Annotated in this window: 17 protein-coding genes; all 17 read right to left on the bottom strand. The window is 75.0% G+C overall.

Annotated features, from left to right (window positions below):
- Window positions 1-242, bottom strand: a 242-nt coding sequence (locus tag MHY29_RS06280) for a DivIVA domain-containing protein (protein WP_239238981.1), incomplete at its 3' end; no start/stop codon positions are given.
- A gap of 147 nt (window positions 243-389) precedes the next feature.
- A complete protein-coding gene (locus MHY29_RS06275) occupies window positions 390-677 on the bottom strand; it encodes a YggT family protein (RefSeq protein ID WP_224354681.1) in 288 nt (95 codons plus the stop codon).
- A 3-nt stretch (window positions 678-680) separates the two neighbouring features.
- Window positions 681-1295 carry a cell division protein SepF gene (locus MHY29_RS06270; protein WP_224354680.1) on the bottom strand — a complete coding sequence of 205 codons (615 nt, stop codon included), beginning with the start codon at window positions 1293-1295 and terminating at the stop codon, window positions 681-683.
- Window positions 1296-1411: 116 nt separating this feature from the next.
- Window positions 1412-2194 carry a YggS family pyridoxal phosphate-dependent enzyme gene (locus MHY29_RS06265; protein WP_239238978.1) on the bottom strand — a complete coding sequence of 261 codons (783 nt, stop codon included), beginning with the start codon at window positions 2192-2194 and terminating at the stop codon, window positions 1412-1414.
- Window positions 2187-2930, bottom strand: a complete 744-nt coding sequence (locus MHY29_RS06260; protein ID WP_224354678.1) for a polyphenol oxidase family protein — start codon at window positions 2928-2930, stop codon at window positions 2187-2189. Before MHY29_RS06260 ends, MHY29_RS06265 begins: the two co-directional genes overlap by 8 nt.
- Window positions 2931-3019: 89 nt before the next feature.
- Window positions 3020-4285, bottom strand: coding sequence for a cell division protein FtsZ (gene ftsZ / locus MHY29_RS06255; RefSeq protein ID WP_224354677.1), 1266 nt, complete (start codon window positions 4283-4285; stop codon window positions 3020-3022).
- Window positions 4286-4586: 301 nt separating this feature from the next.
- Window positions 4587-5321, bottom strand: a complete 735-nt coding sequence (locus MHY29_RS06250) for a cell division protein FtsQ/DivIB (RefSeq protein ID WP_239238975.1) — start codon at window positions 5319-5321, stop codon at window positions 4587-4589.
- A gap of 41 nt (window positions 5322-5362) precedes the next feature.
- The gene (gene murC, locus MHY29_RS06245; protein WP_239238972.1) at window positions 5363-6844 is read right to left on the bottom strand and encodes a UDP-N-acetylmuramate--L-alanine ligase; all 1482 of its coding nucleotides are present in this window, start codon (window positions 6842-6844) and stop codon (window positions 5363-5365) included.
- On the bottom strand, window positions 6841-7968 hold the full coding sequence (gene murG, locus MHY29_RS06240; RefSeq protein WP_239238969.1) for an undecaprenyldiphospho-muramoylpentapeptide beta-N-acetylglucosaminyltransferase: 1128 nt from the start codon (window positions 7966-7968) through the stop codon (window positions 6841-6843). The genes murC and murG overlap by 4 nt, the downstream gene beginning before the upstream one ends.
- Entirely contained in the window at window positions 7965-9230 is a 1266-nt protein-coding gene (ftsW, locus tag MHY29_RS06235; RefSeq protein ID WP_224354673.1) for a putative lipid II flippase FtsW, read from the bottom strand. The genes murG and ftsW overlap by 4 nt, the downstream gene beginning before the upstream one ends.
- A gap of 29 nt (window positions 9231-9259) precedes the next feature.
- On the bottom strand, window positions 9260-10828 hold the full coding sequence (murD, locus tag MHY29_RS06230) for a UDP-N-acetylmuramoyl-L-alanine--D-glutamate ligase (protein ID WP_239238966.1): 1569 nt from the start codon (window positions 10826-10828) through the stop codon (window positions 9260-9262).
- On the bottom strand, window positions 10825-11955 hold the full coding sequence (gene mraY / locus MHY29_RS06225; protein WP_239238963.1) for a phospho-N-acetylmuramoyl-pentapeptide-transferase: 1131 nt from the start codon (window positions 11953-11955) through the stop codon (window positions 10825-10827). The genes murD and mraY overlap by 4 nt, the downstream gene beginning before the upstream one ends.
- Window positions 11952-13475 (bottom strand): UDP-N-acetylmuramoyl-tripeptide--D-alanyl-D-alanine ligase, encoded by a 1524-nt coding sequence (gene murF, locus MHY29_RS06220; RefSeq protein ID WP_239238960.1) that lies wholly within the window; start codon window positions 13473-13475, stop codon window positions 11952-11954. The genes mraY and murF overlap by 4 nt, the downstream gene beginning before the upstream one ends.
- Window positions 13472-15223, bottom strand: a complete 1752-nt coding sequence (locus tag MHY29_RS06215) for a Mur ligase family protein (protein WP_239238957.1) — start codon at window positions 15221-15223, stop codon at window positions 13472-13474. The genes murF and MHY29_RS06215 overlap by 4 nt, the downstream gene beginning before the upstream one ends.
- A 35-nt stretch (window positions 15224-15258) precedes the next feature.
- Window positions 15259-17085: a penicillin-binding protein 2 gene (locus MHY29_RS06210; RefSeq protein ID WP_239238954.1), complete on the bottom strand. Its 1827-nt coding sequence runs from the start codon at window positions 17083-17085 to the stop codon at window positions 15259-15261.
- The gene (locus MHY29_RS06205) at window positions 17085-17675 is read right to left on the bottom strand and encodes a hypothetical protein (RefSeq protein WP_239238951.1); all 591 of its coding nucleotides are present in this window, start codon (window positions 17673-17675) and stop codon (window positions 17085-17087) included. The genes MHY29_RS06210 and MHY29_RS06205 overlap by 1 nt, the downstream gene beginning before the upstream one ends.
- 20 nt (window positions 17676-17695) lie before the next feature.
- Window positions 17696-18691, bottom strand: a complete 996-nt coding sequence (gene rsmH / locus MHY29_RS06200) for a 16S rRNA (cytosine(1402)-N(4))-methyltransferase RsmH (RefSeq protein WP_224354666.1) — start codon at window positions 18689-18691, stop codon at window positions 17696-17698.
- Window positions 18692-18829: the final 138 nt, after the last annotated feature.

The raw sequence follows: 18829 nt of genomic DNA, 5'->3' as shown, positions 1-18829 counted from the left end.
GCGGGGGCCTGGAGGGCCGGCGCTGCCTCCCCAGCGGCGGGGGCCGAGGCCTCGGCCTGGGCGGGTGCGCCCTCACGGCACGCGTCGAGGTCGGAGCGCAGCCGGTCGTTCTCCTCGGTCAGCCGCTTGAGCTCCTCGACGACCTCGTCGAGGAAGTCCTCGACCTCCTCGCGGTCGTAGCCCTCACGGAACTTCGTGAGCTGGAACTCCTTGTTGACCACGTCTTCCCAGGACAGCACCACAGGCGGTCACCTCTCTCTGCGGATCGGCCGGCGCCGGCGATCGGATGCGGCCGGCCACCGCCGGTCTCACGATGCTTGACCCTACCACCGGGCCCCTGCGCCGACGGGGACCCGCAAGCGGCGCCCGGCGGCCGGCGCCGGCGTCGCTCAGGCCAGCGTCAGCACCAGCACGCGGAGCAGCACGACACCCAGGAAGACCACCAGGAACGCGACGTCCAGGCCGACCCCGCCGAGGGTCAGGGGCGGGATGCGGCGGCGCAGCGCCCGCAGCGGCGGGTCGGTGAGCGCGTAGACGCCGCTCGCGGCGACCAGCACAGGGCCCGACGGCCGCCACGAGCGGGCGAACGAGCGCGTCACGTCGAGGACGATCCGCACGGTCAGCACCGCCATGTAGGCGGTGAGGACGAAGTAGAGCAGGGCGAAGACGAGCTGCACGGGTCAGTCGTTGTCGTAGGGCGCGTCCCCGTCACGGCCGGCGGGCGGCTCCTCGCCGACGACCTCCACGGAGGACGGGGTGAGCAGGAACACCTTGCTCGTGATGCGGGAGATGGACCCGTGCAGGCCGAACACCAGCCCGGCCGCGAAGTCGACCAGGCGCTTGGCCTCGTTCTCGCCGAGGTCGGTGACGTTCATGATGACCGGGGTGCCCGTGCGGAACGCCTCGCCGATGCGCTTGGCGTCGTTGTAGGAGCGCGGGTGGACGGTGGACAGGGTGCGCACGGCATCTCCTTCGGCCGACGGGGCGGCGGCTCGCTTGATGGGGGTGACCGGGGCGCGGTGGCCCGGGTCGGCGGTCTCGGGGCGGGACGCCGCGCGGCGCGGGGCCGGCTCGGCCGCGGCGGCGGCCGTGGATCCGGCGTGCGAGGGCGTCGACGGCTCGTCGAACTCCTCGTCCTCCGGCTCGAGCCGGGGCGCGGGCTCGGCGACGCGGCGGGCCTCGACGGGCTCACGCCGCGGGGCTGCGTCCACGGCCTCGTGCCGCGGGTCGTCGTCGTACTCGTCCCCGTCGGCCAGGCCGAGGTAGATCATCGTCTTCTTCAGGCCGCCGGCCATGTCGCTGTCCTCCACCGCGTCGGTTCGGCCCCCAGCGGGGGCGCGTCGTTCGTCGTCCAGTGCCGCGCCGTCACGCCGCGGGGCTGCCGGGCGCGTGTCGGCACGTGGGTCACACGCTATCCCACGGCCCCACGGGCGCCGAGGATGTCCGAGCCCACCCGGACGTGTGTCGCCCCCGCGGCCACGGCGGCCTCGAGGTCGCCCGACATGCCCATGGAGAGGGCGTCGGCGTCGGGGTGCTCCGCACGGACCCGGGCGGACAGCGCCGCGAGCCGGGCGAACGCCGCCGCAGGGTCCGCCGCGCGGGGGGCCACGCACATCAGGCCCCGCAGGCGCAGGCCGTCGGCGGCGGCGATCGCGCGGGCCAGCTCCGGCACGTCCTCCGGGGCCGCGCCGCCCCGGGGCCCGATGCCCTCCGGGCGGTCCTCGTCCGCGCGGTCGTCCACGTCGACCTGCACGAGGCAGTCCAGCGCCGACACGGCGTCGGCCCCCTCGCGCTCGCGCCGCAGCACCACGGCGCGGGACAGCGCGTCGACGAGGTCCAGCCGGTCCACGGAGTGCACCGCGGACGCGTAGCGGGCCACGTGCTTGGCCTTGTTCGTCTGCAGCTGCCCGATGAAGTGCCACGCGGGGGCCGGCACGCCGGCCCCGCCCAGGGCCTCCGCGACGGCGGCCGCCTTCGGACGTGCCTCCTGGTCTCGGTTCTCGCCCACATGCCGCACACCCAGACCCGCGAGGGCGACCACGTCCTCCGCCGGGTGCGTCTTCGACACGACGATCAGCTCCGGGAGGTCCGCCCGGCCGGCCGCGGCCGCGGCGTCCGCGATCCGCCGCCGGACGGCGTCCAGCCCGGCGGCGATCTCGGCGACGCGCGGGTCGTCCTGCAGGGGCTCAGCCACGGGCGTCGCCCGCGTCGTGGTCCTGGTCGACGTCGGCCGGGGTCGTCCAGACGAGCCCGGCGAACCGGCCCCGACCCGGCGCACGCCGATGGGAGAACACCCGCTCGTCCGTGAAGGTGTCCAGGGCGATGCGCTCGACGGCCACGCCCCGCGCCCGCAGGACCGCCTGGGCGCCCGAGGCCAGGGCCAGGGCCGGCGTGCCCCAGCTCGTGGTCGCCTCCAGCTCGGGGATGCGGGCGACAGCCTCGTCCTGCATGGCCTGCGGGACCTCGTAGGACTCCCCCGAGATGCCCGGGCCGATCCACGCCTTGAGGCCGAAGGCCCCCGCGGAGCCCTCGGGGCGCAGCGCGAGCAGGGCGTCCACCGTGTTCTCCAGGACCCCGTCCAGCAGGCCGCGCCGACCGGCGTGGGCCACGGCGGTCGCCCCCGTGAGGCCGTCCACGAACACGACCGGCAGGCAGTCGGCGACCATGACGGCCAGCGGCGTGTGGCCGTCCGGGCTCACCGAGGCGTCCGCGGTGGGCGCGAAGCCCTCCTCCCAGCCGGGTCCGGCGGTGACGACGTCCACCGAGTGGACCTGCTCCAGGTAGAAGACGGATCCGCGCGGCACACCCATGGCGTCCTCCACGCGATGGCGGGCCGCGACGACGTCCGCCCGGGCCTGCTCCTGCTCCGCGCCGAGGATGTGGAACGCGAGGCTGCCGGCCTCGGCGGAGGTCCAGGCGACGTGCGCCACGCGCCCCCGCGCGTCGGCACGGAGGTCCTCACGGTGCACGAAAGGGCCGGACGGGACCGGCTGCGTCCCGACCGGCCCTCCCGCGAGGCTCACTTGAGGAAGTCCGGCACGTCGAGGTCGGAGGAGCCGAACTCCGGCTCCACGACCGTGGGCAGGTCCTGCTGGGCCCGCTGCGGCGCGGCGGGCTGCTGCGGGGCGGCGGGCTGCTGAGTCGCGGCCGGCTGGGCGGGGGCTCCGCCGAAGGCCGAGGAGCTGTTCAGCGGCATGGTGCCGGGCACGGACGGACGCTGCGGCGCGGCCTGCTGCGAGACCGGAGCCTGCTGGGCCTGCTGGGCGGGCTGCTGCGGCGCGGCGGCGCGCTGCGGGGCGGCCTGCTGCTGGAACGGCGCCGCGGGGGCAGAGGTGGCGTCCACCTTGTCGAAGCCGGCGGCGATGACGGTGACGCGGACCTCGTCGCCGAGGGCGTCGTCGATGACCGCGCCGAAGATGATGTTGGCCTCGGGGTGCGCGACCTCCTGCACCAGCCGGGCGGCCTCGTTGATCTCGAACAGGCCGAGGTCGGAGCCGCCCTGGATGGAGAGCAGCACGCCGTAGGCGCCGTCGATGGACGCCTCGAGCAACGGGGACGCGATGGCCAGCTCGGCCGCCTTGACGGCGCGGTCCTCGCCCTGGGCGTGGCCGATGCCCATCAGCGCGGAGCCCGCGCCCTGCATCACGGACTTCACATCGGCGAAGTCGAGGTTGATCAGGCCCGGGGTGGTGATGAGGTCGGTGATGCCCTGCACGCCGGAGAGGAGCACCTGGTCCGCCTGGCGGAAGGCGTCCATGACGGAGACGTTGCGGTCCGAGATGGAGAGCAGACGGTCGTTCGGGATGACGATCAGGGTGTCGACCTCGTCGCGCAGCGCGTCGATGCCGTTCTCCGCGGAGCCGGCGCGACGGCGGCCCTCGAAGGTGAACGGGCGGGTGACGACGCCGATGGTCAGGGCGCCCAGCGAGCGGGCGATGCGGGCCACGACGGGGGCGCCGCCGGTGCCGGTGCCGCCGCCCTCGCCCGCGGTCACGAAGACCATGTCGGCCCCCCGCAGGACCTCCTCGATCTCCTCCGCATGGTCCTCGGCGGCCTGGCGACCGACCTCGGGGTTGGCGCCGGCGCCGAGGCCGCGGGTGAGCTCGCGGCCCACGTCCAGCTTGACGTCGGCGTCCGACATCAGGAGCGCCTGGGCGTCCGTGTTGATGGCGATGAACTCCACACCGCGGAGCCCCACCTCGATCATGCGGTTGACGGCGTTGACGCCGCCGCCGCCGATGCCGACGACCTTGATGACGGCCAGGTAGTTCTGGGGTGCAGCCACGGTGTCCATTCCCTTTGCTCGAGGATTCGGTGCCCTCGCCCACGTCGCGAGGGCGAGGTCGGCGGCGGCGCCTTCAAGTCAGAATGGAAGGTCGACGCGCGCGTGCTCGATCCCACCGTACTGGGAGGACCTCCCGCGACGCAAAGAATTCCGCATGATGGCGCGCCTGGCGGCGTGCTGATCTCCACCTTCACGCGAAACTTGAACCTCGCGGCATCGGCCGATGCCCACGCCGCCGTGCCAGATCTCGAGGGCTGCGAAGTTCACCCTCACGTCGAAGGTGAAGCTCCTTGCAGGCGGATCAGCGCGTGACGGGCCGATCCGGGACGGACACGTCCACCTCACGCACCCCGCGCGCGTCCTCGAGGCCGTCCAGCAGCGCCTGCGCGACCGCGGCCTTGCGCTCCGGTTCGGACGCGTCCCCCCAGACCAGGGTCCGGCCGCCGCCCAGGTCGAGCCGCACCTGCTCGGGGCTCCCCGCATCCACGCCGCGCACCCGATCCCGGACGCCGTCCGGCAGGGCGCGCAGGACGGTGGCCGCCGAGGCGCGCACGTCGGGACCGGCCGTGAGGAGCGCCTCCGGGGCCGACGGCAGCGCCCCTCCCTCCTCGCCCTCCCCCGGGAGGGCCGAGACCGGGACGGAGCCGAGCACGGAGCCGTCCTCGAGGAGCACCTGCGCCCGGTCGCCGCCGGCGGAGCGCGCCACCGGCGCCAGCTCCTCGATGCGCACCTCCAGGGCCGTGGGCGGCACGGCGACGGTCCTCGCCGACGCGACGCCCGGCATGCCGGAGAGCAGATCCCCCGCGGAGGAGGAGCCGATGCGCGGCAAGGGGACCCCCCGCAGCGGCGCCACCCGCTCCTCCACCGCGGCACGGTCCACCAGGCGCGTGCCGGTCACGTCGATCCGGTCGACGGCCAGGAGGGGCGACGCGAACACCGCCCACGCGGCCAGGGCCAGCGCCGCGAACACCGCGGCCAGCATGCCCGCGCGTCGGCGGCGGCGCTCCCGGGCCGAGCGCCCCGGGAAGGCCACCACCGTGGATCCGGTGCCGGACCCTGCGCGACGACCCCGCCGGCTCACGCGTCGACGGACGGGTCCGCGGCGAGCGCCGCCACGAGGTCCGGCCCCAGGGCCGTCACGTCGCCCGCGCCCATGGTGAGGATGACGTCGCCCTCGCGGGCGCCGGCGGCGAGCTCGCGGACCGCGGCCGCCCGGTCGACCGCGACCGTGCGGTCCGCGGGGTCCGGCGTGGTGAGGGCCCGGGTGATGAGGGTCGCGTCGACGCCCTCCATGGGCTCCTCGCGCGCCGCGTACACGGGCAGCACGCGCACCCGGTCCGCGCCGGAGAGCGCCGCGGCGAACTCCGCCGCGAAGTCCCGGGTCCGGGAGAACAGGTGCGGCTGGAACAGGACGTGGACGCGGCCCTCGCCGGCCACGGCCCGAGCCGCGGAGACGGCGGCGACCACCTCGGTCGGGTGGTGCGCGTAGTCGTCGAAGACGCGGACTCCACGCTCGGCGCCCCGGAACTCGAACCGCCGGGCCGTGCCGCGGAACTGCTCCAGCCCGTGAACGGCCTCTCGGAGCGACATGCCGGCGCGGACCGCCGCCAGGGCGACGGCGGCGGCGTTCAGGGCGTTGTGCCGGCCCGGGACCTGCAGTCGCACCTCGGCGGACGTGCCGTCCGCGAGGGTGAAGCGGGCGCGCTGCCCCACGCCGGACTCCCCCGGCTCCACGGTGACGCCGTCGACCAGCAGGTCCGGCTCGACGCCGTCGCGCGGCCCCGTGCCGTAAGTCACCACCGCGGCCCGGGCGTGCTCATGCGCCCACGCCGCCAGGCCTGCCGCGCCCTCATCGTCGAGGCAGGCCACGAGGGCGCCGCCGTCCTCCGCCGCGGGCAGCTGTCCGGCGAAGACGCGGAACACCTCGTGCACGGCCTCCTCGGTGCCGTAGTGGTCGAGGTGGTCCGCCTCGACGGTGGTGACCACGGCGATCGTCGTCGGGTAGTTCACCAGGGTGCCGTCGGACTCGTCGGCCTCCGCCACGAACCACTCCCCGGCGCCCGCACGGGCGTTGGTGCCCAGCCCGGCGACGGCGGCGCCGACCGCGAACGTGGGGTCCCAGCCGGCGTCGGTGAACGCCATGGCGGCCATGGAGGAGGTGGTGGTCTTGCCGTGCGTGCCCGCCACGGCGAGGACACGGTGGCCCTCCATGGCCAATGCCAGGCCCTCGGAGCGGTGCAGCACGCGCAGCCCGCGGGCCACCGCGGCGTCGTGCTCCGGGTTGCCCGGACCGGCGATGGACGAGGCGATCACGGTGGTGACGTCGTCGCCGACGTGCGCGGCGTCGTAGCCCACGGTGATCCGCGCCCCGCCGGCGGCGAGGTCGTGCATGACCGGGAGGTCCTTGGCGTCCGAGCCGGAGATCGCGACGCCCTGGTCCTGCAGGATGCGGGCCACGCCGGACACGCCCACCCCGCCGATGCCGAGCAGGTGCACCCGGCCCAGCGCCGCGACGCGCTCCCGGCGGGCGCGCTCCTCGGGGGTCTGCTGCGTGGTCATCGGCGGGCTCCTTCCCGGGCCGCCTCGCGCACGAGGTCGGCCGTCCTGACGTCGGCGTCGCGCACGCCCAGGCGCGCGGCGGCCTCTCCCATGGCGGCGAGGCGCTGGGGGTCGGTGGCCAGGGGGATCAGCTCCCGGCGCACCCAGTCGGCGCGGAACGTCTCGTCCCGCACCAGCAGGGCCCCGCCGGCGTCGACCACGGGGCGGGCGTTGAGCGCCTGCTCGCCGTTGCCCACGGGCAGGGGCACGAAGACGGCGGGCAGGCCCACGGCGGCGATCTCGCAGACCGTGCCGGCACCGGAGCGGGCGACGATCAGGTCGGCGGCGGCGTAGGCCTTCTCCATGCCGTCGAGGTACTCGCGCTGCACGTAGCCGGGGCGCGTCACGCGCTGGCCGGCCTCATCCGTGAGCTCCTTGCCGCGGCCGGTCAGGTGGAACACCTGCAGGCCGGCGCCGAGGAGGTCGTCCAGGCTCTCCCGCACGGTCCGGTTCACGTTCAGGGCGCCGGAGCTGCCACCGGTCACGACGACCGTGGTCCGCTCCGGGTCGAGGCCCAGCTCGGCGCGGGCGGCGTCCCGGGCCGCGGCGCGGTCCAGGCCGGAGATCTCCGGGCGCATGGGCATGCCGACCCACTGCGCCTTCGGCAGGCGGGTGTCCGGCAGGGCGGTGCCCACGCGGGCGGCGCGCAGCGCGCCCACCCGGTTGGCCAGTCCCGGCCGCGCGTTGGCCTCGTGGACGACGACGGGCACGCCGGCGCGGGAGGCGGCGAGGTACATCGGCGTGGACACGTAGCCGCCGACGCCGACGAGCACGTCCGCGCCGCGGCGGCGGAGGATCTCCCCGGCCTGCCGGACGGAGGCCTGGAAGCGCCCGGGGAACCGCACGACGTCCATGGAGGGTCGGCGGGGCATGGGCACCCGCTCGACGAAGTCCAGCTCGTACCCGGCCTGGGGCACCAGCCGGGTCTCCATCCCGGAGGCGGTGCCGACCATCGTGCACACCGTGGACGGGTCCTGACGGCCCAGCGCCCGGGCGATGGCGAGCATCGGTGAGATGTGGCCGGCGGTGCCGCCGCCGGCCAGGACCACGCGCAGCGGGCGGGAGGCGTCGTTCGGGGTGGTCATCGGGACTCCTGGGGTGAGGCGGACGAGGCGGGGTCGGCGGCGGACGCCTCCGCGGCGGGCAGCAGGTCCCGCTCGTGGCGTGCGAAGGAGAGCACCACGCCGACGGCCGCCAGCGACAGGGTCAGCGCAGATCCACCATAGGAGATGAAGGGCAGCGGCACGCCGACCACGGGCAGCAGGCCGGTGACCATCGCGATGTTCATCGCCGCCTGGCCGACGATCCACGCCAGGATGCCCCACGTCGCGAGCCGCACGAAGGTGGACGACGCGCCGGCCGCCACCCGGTACATCCCGACGGCCAGTCCCACGAAGCAGGCGAGCACCAGCAGCGTGCCGACGAGCCCGAGCTCCTCACCGAGGATGGTGAAGATGAAGTCGTTCTCCGCCTCGGGGATGTAGTTCCACTTCTGGCGGGACTGCCCGAGGCCCACGCCCCACCAGCCGCCGGAGGCCAGCGCGTAGATGCCGTGGTCCGGCTGCATGCAGGGGTCGCCCTGCAGCCCCTCGCAGCCGAAGAGCCACGCCTGGACGCGCTCCATGCGGTTGGCCGCGAACACGGTCATCCCCAGCGCCGCGACGACGCCGATCCCCGCGAGGACGGCGAACACCCGGCCGGGGGTGCCGGCGACGAACAGGATGACGGCGAGGATGAAGGCCAGGATGAGGGCGGTGCCGAGGTCGCGCCCCTTGAGCACCAGCAGGATCAGGGCCACGCCGAACGGCAGCACGGGCACGAGCGCATGCGAGACCAGGTGGACCAGCCGCTCCTTGCGCTGCAGCACGGCGGCCGCCCAGAGCGCCATGGCGAGCTTGGCCGCCTCCGAGGGCTGGAACGTGACCGGGCCGAGCTGGAGCCAGTTGGTGTTGCCGTTCACCTCCTTGCCCAGCGGGGTGAAGGCCACGAGCGCCAGGAGCAGGAACGCGAACAGGTAGGCGGCCCACGCGAGGCGGCGGTACAGGTCGACAGGCAGGCGGCGGAGGACGGCCAGCAGGACGGCCCCACCGAGGGCCCATCCGCCCTGGCGCAGGAACAGGCCGTAGGATCCGCCGGAGCTGGAGATGGCCTCCACCGACGAGGCGGAGAGCACCATGACCAGGCCGAGCACCGTCAGGACGGCGGTGCACAGCCCGATCAGCAGGGCGGCCCAGTCCAGGGCCCGCCGGCCCTCGAGCGCGCCCCAGAACCCGGCCAGGCGCGGGCGCACGGCGGTCCGGGCGCTGGCACGCGAGGACGCCTCGGGGCGGGTGGCGGTGGACGGCATGGGGCTCCTGGTCTGCTCGGTGCGGGCGGTCAGGCCGACGCGTCGGCCTCGGAGTCGACGTCCCAGCCGTGCTCGTGCATGAGCTCGGCCACGGCGGCGATGAATGCGTCGCCCCGCTCCGCGTAGGAGCGGAACTGGTCCATCGACGCCGCCGCGGGGGCCATCAGCACGGTGTCGCCGGGGCGGGCGTGGGCGTCGGCGAGGCGGACGGCCTCGGCCATGACGGCCCGTCCGTCCGGGGAGCCGTGCCCGTCGGCGTCGGCGAGCGGCGCGTGGACGGGGACCTCGGGGGCGTGCGCGGCCAGGGCGCGGCGCAGCTCGGACGTGTCCGTGCCGAGCAGGATGACCTCGCGGAGCCGGCCGGCATGGGCGGAGACGAGCTCGTCGTAGGTGACGCCCTTGGGCAGGCCGCCGGCGATCCACACGACCGACGAGAACGCGGCCAGCGACGCGTCCGCGGCGTGCGGGTTGGTCGCCTTGGAGTCGTTGACCCACATGACGTCGCGGGAGGTCGCCACGAGCTGGATGCGGTGCTCGCCACGGTCGTAGGAGCGCAGCCCCTCCGCGACGGCCTCCGGGGACACGCCCACGGCGCGGGTCAGCGCGGCCGCGGCGCAGGCGTTGGCCACGGTGTGGCGCGGGGCCACGGCGCCGAGGTCGGACCGCTCGGCGAGGGCGATCGCCTCGTGGCGGCGGTTCTCCAGGAACGCGCGGTCCACGATGATCCCGTCCACGACGCCCACGTCGGAGAGCCCGGGGGTGTCCGTGGTGAACCCGACCGCCCGGCAGCCCTCGGCGACGTCGGCACGCTCCACCAGGGTGCGCGTCAGCGCGTCGGCCTCATTGAACACGCACGCCACGGTGGTGCGCTCGTAGACCTTCCCCTTGGCGGCGGCGTACTCCTCCATCGATCCGTGCCAGTCGACGTGGTCCTCGGCCAGGTTCAGGACCGCCGAGGAGGCGGGGACGATCGAGTGGGTCCAGTGCAGCTGGAAGCTGGAGAGCTCGAGGGCCAGCGTGTCGAAGCCCTCCGGGTCCCGGACCGCGTCGAGCACGGGGGTGCCGACGTTGCCGCACGCCAGGGCGCGGCGGCCGTCGGCCCGCAGGATGGCCTCGACCATGGTCACGGTGGTGGTCTTGCCGTTGGTGCCTGTCAGGCACACCCAGTCGGCGGTGCGGCGGCCGGCGCGCTCGCGCACGCGCCAGGCCAACTCCACGTCCGACCAGATCGGCAGGCCCGCCTGGTGGGCCGCCATGAGCAGCGGCTGGTCCGGCCGCCAGCCCGGGGAGGTCACGACCAGGTCCGGGCGCTCGCCGTCCACCTCGGGGAGGGAATGCGTCGCGTCCTCCGAGAGGAGCACGTCGGCCACGCCCACGATCCGCAGGGTGTCCGCCTTGGCGCGGTTCTCCGGGGAGTCGCGGCCGTCCACGACGACGACGCGCGCGCCGAGCTCGGCCAGCGTGTCGGCGGCGGAGAACCCGGAGACGCCGAGCCCGGTGACGACCACGCGCAGGCCGGCCCAGCCGGCGTCGTCCCAGGTGCGCAGGCCGCGGGTGCGGTCCGTGTCGGCGTGCGGGCGCATCACGGGGGCGCTCATCGGGCCACCGCCTGGAGGGCGCCGTGCTGCAGGAGCCACTCGCCGTAGAACAGGGCCAGGCCGATGATCACGCAGACCAGGGAGACCAGCCAGAACCGGACCACCACGGTGACCTCGGCCCAGCCCTTGAGCTCGAAGTGGTGCTGCAGGGGCGCCATGAGGAACACGCGCTTGCCGCCGGAGATCTTGAACCACCCGACCTGGATGATCACCGAGAGGGTGATGGCCACCATCAGGCCCGCCAGGATGACCACGAGGATCTCGGTGCGGGAGAGGATCGCCAGGCCGGCGAGGGCGCCGCCGAGGCCGAGGGACCCGGTGTCGCCCATGAAGATCTTGGCCGGGGACGTGTTCCACCAGAGGAAGCCGAGGAGCGCGCCCGTGAGGACCGCGGCGAGCAGGCCCAGGTCCATGGGGTCGCGCACCACGTAGCAGGCCTCCGCGCCCTCGGTGAGACCGCAGGACTGGCTCGCCTGGAACAGCGAGACGAGCACGTACGCGCCGGTGACCATGGCGGTGGCGCCGGTGGCCAGGCCGTCGAGGCCGTCCGTCAGGTTCACCGCATTGGTGGTGGCGGTGGTGATGATGTTGGACCAGATCACGAACAGGACCACGCCCACCACCGGGCCCGCGAACGCGAGCTCGAGCCACGGGATGTCCCGGACGAAGGAGACCGCCGTCGACGCGGGGGTCACGCCGTCCGCGTTCGGGAAGAGCAGGGCGAGCACGGCGAACGCGGTGCCGATCAGGCCCTGCAGGATGATCTTTCCCTTGGGGGTGAGGCCCAGGGAGCGCTGCTTGGCGATCTTCGTGTAGTCGTCGATCCAGCCCACGAACGCCATGCCCACGGTGAGCAGCAGCACGATCCAGCCCGACGCCGTGGGGCCGGCGAGCTCGGAGCCGAGCAACGCGAGGATCCCGTGCGTGAGGAGGTAGCCGAGCACGAGCGCCGAGATGATCACGAAGCCGCCCATGGTCGGCGTGCCGCGCTTCGACTTGTGCGTCTGCGGGCCGTCATCGCGCACCTGCTGGCCGTAGCCCCGCTTGACGAGGTACCGGATGAACAGGGGCGTGCCGAGGCCGGAGAGGATGAGGCCGAGGACGCCTCCGATGAGCAGACCGATCACGGGCGCGTCTCCTTGGTGGTGTCGGAGGGGGAGGCGGTCGAGGGGGTGACGTCGGCGGCGGCCAGGCGGTCGCCGAGGGCGGCCAGGCCGACGCCGTTGGAGGACTTCACGAGCACGATGTCCCCGGGCTGGAGGGCCTCGGCCAGGAAGGCCTCGGCCTGCTCGACGTCGTCGACGAAGTGCGCCTCGTCCCCCCAGCTGCCCTCGTTCATCGCGCCGATGTAGAGGGGGCGCGCGCCGGCGCCCACCACGAGGAGCTGGGAGATGTTCAGGCGGACCACGGACTCGCCGACGAGCGTGTGCTCGCGGATGCGGGCGTCGCCGAGCTCGAGCATCTCCCCCAGGACGGCCCACGTGCGCCGGCCCGAGGACCGGCCGAGGGTGGCCAGGGTCCGCAGGGCGGCGCGCATGGACTCGGGGTTGGCGTTGTAGGCGTCGTTGATGATGCTCACGCCGTCGGCGCGCTCGGTGCGCTCCATGCGGTGGCGGCTCGTGGGGCCGAGGCCGTCGAGGCCGCGGGCGATGTCCGCGGGGTCCATTCCCGCGGCCTGCGCGGCGGCCGCCGCCGCGAGCATGTTGTGGGCGTGGTGCAGGCCGGTCAGGCCGGCGCGCACGGCGTGGCGCGGGGCGTCCAGGTCGGCACCCAGCTGCAGGTCGAACACGGGGCGCTCCTCGGCGTCCGCGGTGAGGGCACGGGCCACGGCGAGGCCCGACGCGCGGCCGGCGGCCACGTCCTCGGCGGCCGCCGCGGCGCCCGACTCCTCGGTGGAGAACCACACGACCGGGGCCTGCGTGCGGGAGGCCATGGCGGCCACGCGGCCGTCGTCGCGGTTGAGCACGGCGACGCCGTCCGGGCCGAGGGCCTCCACCAGCTCGCCCTTGGTCTTCGCGATGTTCTCCACGCCGCCGAAGCTGCCGGCGTGGGCGGTGCCCACCATGAGCACCACGCCGATGTCCGGGGTTACGACGTCGCACAGGTAGGCGATGTTGCCGACGTGGTCGGCGCCCATCTCCACGACGAGGTAGCGGGTGTCCAGCGCGGCGCGGAACACCGTCAGGGGCACGCCGACCTCCCCGTTGAACGAGCCGACCGGGGCCACGGTGGGCCCCTGGGTGGACAGCAGCGCGGCGAGGAGGTCCTTGGTCGTGGTCTTGCCCGCCGAGCCCGTGATGCCGATGACCGTGGTCGGCGAGTGCTCGCGGATGCGCCGGACCACCTCGCGGGCCAGCGCGCCCATCGCGAGCACCGCGTCGGCGACGAGGATGGCAGGGTGCGCGGCGCCGTCGGCGTCCTGCGTGGGCCGCTCGGCCAGCACCGCGGACGCGCCGGCCGCGAGGGCGGCGTCGATGTAGTCGTGGCCGTCGGCGTGCTCGCCCGGCTTGGCGACGTAGAGGGTGCCCTCCCCCGCGACCTCGCGGGAGTCGGGCGTGACGTGCACGAGGACGGTCTCCGGGTCCAGGGTGGAGGACAGCGTGCCTGAGACGGCCTCGGCGATCTGGGCGGCGGTGAGTGCGATCATTTGCCTGCGACCTTACCCCCGGGGACGCCGGGCTCCTGGGCGTCGCCCGGGCGACGCGCGGCCAGCGCGTCGCGGAGGGCGACGCGGTCGTCGAGCGGCACGAGCGTGCCGTCGTAGTCCATCTCGGTCTCGTGGCCGCGACCGGCCACGAGGATGCCGTCCTCCGGAGCGGCGAGCTCCGCGGCGCGGCGGATGGCCGCGGCGCGGTCGGCGAACTCCTCCACCCGCACCTCGCGCCCCGCCGCGGCGGCGCGGGCCGCCTCCTCCCGGGCCCCCTCGAGCAGCTGCGCGCGGATCGGCGCGGGGTCCTCCGTGTGCGGGGTGTCGTCGGTGACGATCACGACGTCCGCGTGCTCGGCCGCGATCCGGCCCATGAGGGGCCGCTTCGTGGCGTCGCGGTCGCCCGCGGCGCCGAACACGATCAGGGTGCGGCCCGCACGGCCGGCGGCGGCCCGCGCGTCGCCCAGGGCGCGCAGGGCCTGGACCATGCCGTCCGGATTGTGCGCGAAGTCGACGACGGCGTCCGGCTCCCGGCCGACGACCTCCATGCGGCCGGGCACCGCGGCAGCCAGGGGGCCGGTGCCGGCGGGGACGTCCAGCACCGCGGCGAGCTCGTCCAGGCGGTCCTCCCCGAAGGACTCGAGCACCATGAGGGCGGCCAGCGCGGCGTTGGCCACGTTGAACAGGCCCGGCAGGCCCACCGACGCCGGGAGCCGCCGGCCGGTGGCCGCGTGCACGAGGGCGAACCGGTGGCCGAGCCCGTCGGCGACGAGGTCCGTCACCTGCCAGTCCGGGACGACGTCCGGGTGCTCCTCCGCGAGGGCGCCCGGGGTCGGCGAGGCGGCCCCGAGGGCCAGGGTGGTCACGGGGGCGCCGGCCCGGCGGGCCGTCTCCACGCCCCAGCGGGGCCCCTCGCCGCCGTCCAGGACGACGACGGCGCGGTCCGTGCGGTCGGCCTCGAACAGGCCGAGCTTGGCCCGGAAGTAGCCCTCCATGGTCCCGTGCTGGTCCAGGTGGTCCTGCGTGAGGTTCGTGAACCCGGCCACCGCGTAGTGCAGCCCGGCGATCCGCCGGTACTCCACGGCATGGGAGGACACCTCCATCACCGCCGTGTCCACGCCCTCCTGGCGCATCAGCGCCATCAGTGCGTGCAGCTGGGTGGACTCCGGGGTCGTGAGGGTCGAGGGGACCTGCCGGTCGCCGGCGCGCGTGAGGATGGTGCCGATGATGCCGGAGCGCTCTCCCAGGGCCTCCACGATCGACGCCGCCAGGAAGCTGGTGGTCGTCTTGCCGTTGGTCCCGGTCACCCCGAGGAGCCGAGGGCCGGCGTCGGGGCCGCCGCCGTAGATCCGGGCCGCGGCCACGCCGGCGGCCGCCCGCACTGACTCCACCTCGAGGACGGGAAGGTCGTCCAGCCCCTGCTCCGCGAGCAGTGCGACGCCGTCCCCGTCCGTCAGCACCCCCGCCGCACCGGCTTCGCGGGCCGCCGCCGCGAACGCGGCGCCGTGGGCGCGGGCGCCCGGCAGCGCCACGTAGAGGTCTCCCGGGCGCACGACACGCGAGTCCAGGGCAGCGCCGGTGACCGCGGGGGCCGCGGCGGCGGACCGCTCGCGGACGTCCTGGCCGGCGGCGCGCAGGGCGGCGGCCACCTCGGCCCACGCCACCGGGGTCACGGCGGCGGGGCGGAAGGCCGCGTCCTGCTCGGCGGGGGTGAGGGGCGCCGTCGTCTGGGGGGCGTCGTCGGTCATCTGGTCCTCCTGGTCTGCTGCTGCTGACGTCGTGCTCACCACGGGCGCTCCTGCGGGTCGTCCACGAACACGCGGTAGTCGTCCGGCTCGGCGCCGCCGGGCGGCACCCCGCCCTGGCGAAGCATGTGCTGCATCACGTCCGCGGCCGCGGCCGCCACCACCTTGGAGCTGCCGCCCGCCGAGGGCCGGTTCATGGACACCGAGACCACGTAGCGGGGATCGTCCAGCGGCGCGACCGCGGTGAAGCCATAGTTGTAGCCGTCGTAGGTGCCGGTCTCCCCGGCGACCTGCGCGGTGGAGGACTTGCCGCCGACCCGGTAGCCAGGCAGCTGGGCCACCGTGGAGGTGCCCTGGGTGACCACGGTCTCCATCATGCGCAGCATCTCCTCGGCCGTCTGCTCGGAGACCACGCGGCGGGAGGCGACCCCGGGGTCCCAGCGGTGCTCCGTGCCGTCCGCACCGACCGTGGCCGCGATCAGGCGGGCCGGCTCGAGGACGCCGCCGTTGGCGATGGCCTGGAACATCTGGGCCGTGTGCAGCGTGGTGACCGTGTAGCCCTGGCCGAACGCGGTGACCAGGCGCTGGCGGCCGTCCCAGTCCCCCGGCGCCGCGAGGACGCTGCGGGCGGGCTGGGGCAGTCCGAGGTCGATCGGCCGGCCGATCCCGAACGAGCGCATGTACTCGTAGCGCTGCTCGTCGGACATCTTCTCCGCCACCATCACGGTGCCGGTGTTGTAGGAGCGGGCGTACACTCCCGCCACGGTCATCGTGTAGGTCTCGTGCGGGGAGGCGTCGCGGATGGGCGGCTGCCCCTTGAACTCCAGCCGGTCCGGGACCTCCAGGCCGGTCTCCGGGGTGACCAGGCCCATGTCGAGGGCCGCGGCCATGGTCGCCGTCTTGCCGGTGGAGCCGGGCTCGTAGGGCGTGTACACGACGCCGGGGGTGCGGGCCCGCGCGTCCGCGGCCTGCGGGTCCCCCGGGTCCACGGTCGCGGAGTCCGCGAGGGCCAGGACCTCCCCCGTCTTCGCGTCCATGACGACGGCGTTGGCCCACTGCGCGGAGTAGGTGTCCGCGAGCCGGGCCATCGCCTCCTGGGCGTACCACTGGGCGTCCTTGTCCAGCGTGAGGCGGAGGGTCGCGCCGTCGACCGCTGGGGTGACGTCCTCGGGTGCGTTGGGGATGCGGATGCCGGTCGCCCCGACCTCGAACGTGCGGGTGCCGGGCGTGCCGGACAGGACGGCGTCCTGGCTCTTCTCCAGGCCCTCGAGGGGCGTGCCGTCGGAGCTCATGAAGCCCACGAGGCTGCCGGCGACCGCCCCGCTGGGATAGGTGCGGCGGTCCACCGCATCGGCGAGGACGCCGGGGACCTTCAGGGCGAGGACGCGGTCGCGGACCTCCGGGGTCACGGAGCGCTTGAGCACGGCCCAGGGACGGTCGCCGATCGCGGCGGCGCGCACCTCGTCCTCGCTCATGCCCAGGGCCTCCGCCAGGCTGGACAGGCGGGAGTCGATCGACACGAGCACGCTCTGGCGCTTCTCCGCGTCCCACTCCTTGAAGTCCTTGACCAGGCGCTGGTCCACGACGATGTCGTAGCGGCGCACGGTGGAGGCCAGCACCGCCCCGTCGCGGTCGGTGATGGCGCCGCGCTCCGGGCGGATCTCCTGCGTCTTGAGGCGCTCGCTCATGGCGGTGGCGGCCGCGCCCGAGGCGTCGATGCCCTGGACCCAGACCAGGCGGAGGCCGAGCACGGTCACCAGGGCCAGGAGCAGCAGCAGGACGGTCCGCGACCGGACCCGGGCCGTGCCGGTCGGCGGTGCGGTGCGGGAGCCCGCGCCGCTCACGCGGGAGCGGGAGACCGGCATCAGCGGCCGGCGGGGGCGTCCGTGGGCGCCGGGGTCGGGGCGGTCTCCCCGGACGGGGCCGCGGCGGGAGCGGCCGGGTCCACGGTGCGCGGGCCCGGGATCTGCCCCTGGGCCTCGCCCTGGCGGGCGAGGTCGGCGTCGGCGGGCGGGGCGATGCGGCCCTCGGGCAGGGTCGTCGACCCGGCGCCCGTGGAGGGCCCCGCCACGGCGCCGGACGCCACGTCCACGGTGGAGGTGGCGCCCGGGCTGACCATGCCCATGGCCCCGGCCCGCGCCGCCAGGTTCTGGGGCGCGTCGAGGTAGCCGGCCTGCTCTGCGAGGCGCTCGTTGGTCTCCGTGAGGGTGGTCTGCTGGGCGCGCAGGTCCAGCAGGGTGAACTGCCGGTTGGACATGGTGATGTTCATCACCAGGACGAGGCCGAGCGCCACGAGCAGCACCAGTCCGCACAGCACGGCCACGCCGGAGCCCGAGCGGGGCAGCGGCGTGGGGACCACGGACAGCGGCGTGCGCTGCCGGTGCTCGCGTTCCGGGGTCGCCCCGGTCCGCGGCCAGGCCGTCCTCGCCTCGTCCCTCCACGCCTGTGCGCTCATCCCGGTCTCCTCGTACGCCGTCATGCCGTGGTCCTCGACGTCCTGATCTTCTCAACTGCACGCACCTTCGCGGAGGAGGCGCGGCGGTTCTCTTCGATTTCTTCCTCCGTGGGCTTCTCCGTGCCCCGGGTGAGGACCTTCACCAGCGGCCGGTGCTCGGGCAGCTCCACGGGGAACCCCGGCGGCGCGGTCGACGCCGCCCACTCCTGGAGGTGCCGCTTCGCGATCCTGTCCTCGAGGGAGTGGTAGCTCATGACGACCAGCCGCCCGCCGACCTCCAGGGCGTCCAGGACCGCGGGGACGGCGGCGTCGAGGATGTCCAGCTCCTCGTTCACGGCGATCCGCAGGGCCTGGAAGGTGCGCTTGGCCGGGTGGCCGCCCTTGTTGCCCGCGGAGACCGGGACGACCGCCCGGATGACGTCGACGAGCCGGCCGGTCGTGAGGATCGGCTCCTCCTCGCGTGCCCGCACGATCGCGCGGGCGATCGGCCCGGCGAACCGGTCCTCGCCGTCCCGGCGGATGATGCGGCGCAGCGACTGCTCGTCGAGCTCGGCCACGAGATCCGCGGCCGTGACGGGCGCGGTCGTGTCCATGCGCATGTCCAGCGGCGCGTCGTAGGAGTAGGCGAACCCGCGCTCCCGCGCGTCGAGCTGGTAGGAGGACACCCCGAGATCGTAGAGCGCGGCGTCCATGCGCTCGGCGCCGGCGGCTGCGAGGGCCTCGGGGACCTGGTCGTAGGTGCCGTGGAACGGCACGAGGCGCTCCGCCAGCGGGCCGAGGCGCTCCTGCGCCATGGCCAGGGCGTTCGGGTCGCGGTCGATGCCGACGACGCGCAGCGTGGGGAACCGGCGCAGGAGGACCTCCGTGTGGCCCCCCATGCCGAGGGTGCCGTCCACCGCCACGGGGGTGCGACCGGCCGCGGCGGCCGCCTCCACGGCGGGCGCGAGCAGGTCGACCACGCGGTCCCGCATGACCGGGACGTGCCGGTCCCGCGGAAGCGGCTGGGTCGGGTCCACGTCTGCCTCCTGCTCCGATGCGCGCTGTCGTGGTGGGCCTCCGCACCACGGGATCCCCCTCCGCCGCTCCGATGCCTGGCCCAGGGGAAGGCGGGTCAGGTGCCGGGGCGCCGGCTGGGGGTCTCGTGCGACGGGGGC

This window comes from Micrococcus sp. ACRRV (genome assembly GCF_022346985.1).
Lineage (GTDB): Bacteria > Actinomycetota > Actinomycetes > Actinomycetales > Micrococcaceae > Micrococcus > Micrococcus porci.
The sequence above is the reverse complement of the archived record's forward strand: the minus strand, read 5'-3'. Positions and strand labels throughout refer to the sequence as shown.

Bases quoted from the DNA above. Each gene is read 5' to 3' on its own strand.
- MHY29_RS06270 (WP_224354680.1), bottom strand. From the start codon at position 1,295: ATGGCCGGCGGCCTGAAGAAGACGATGATCTACCTCGGCCTGGCCGAC.
- murC (WP_239238972.1), bottom strand. From the start codon at position 6,844: ATGACCACGCAGCAGACCCCCGAGGAGCGCGCCCGCCGGGAGCGCGTC.
- murG (WP_239238969.1), bottom strand. From the start codon at position 7,968: ATGACCACCCCGAACGACGCCTCCCGCCCGCTGCGCGTGGTCCTGGCC.
- ftsW (WP_224354673.1), bottom strand. From the start codon at position 9,230: ATGCCGTCCACCGCCACCCGCCCCGAGGCGTCCTCGCGTGCCAGCGCC.
- murD (WP_239238966.1), bottom strand. From the start codon at position 10,828: ATGAGCGCCCCCGTGATGCGCCCGCACGCCGACACGGACCGCACCCGC.
- murF (WP_239238960.1), bottom strand. From the start codon at position 13,475: ATGATCGCACTCACCGCCGCCCAGATCGCCGAGGCCGTCTCAGGCACG.
- MHY29_RS06215 (WP_239238957.1), bottom strand. From the start codon at position 15,223: ATGACCGACGACGCCCCCCAGACGACGGCGCCCCTCACCCCCGCCGAG.
- MHY29_RS06210 (WP_239238954.1), bottom strand. From the start codon at position 17,085: ATGCCGGTCTCCCGCTCCCGCGTGAGCGGCGCGGGCTCCCGCACCGCA.
- MHY29_RS06205 (WP_239238951.1), bottom strand. From the start codon at position 17,675: ATGAGCGCACAGGCGTGGAGGGACGAGGCGAGGACGGCCTGGCCGCGG.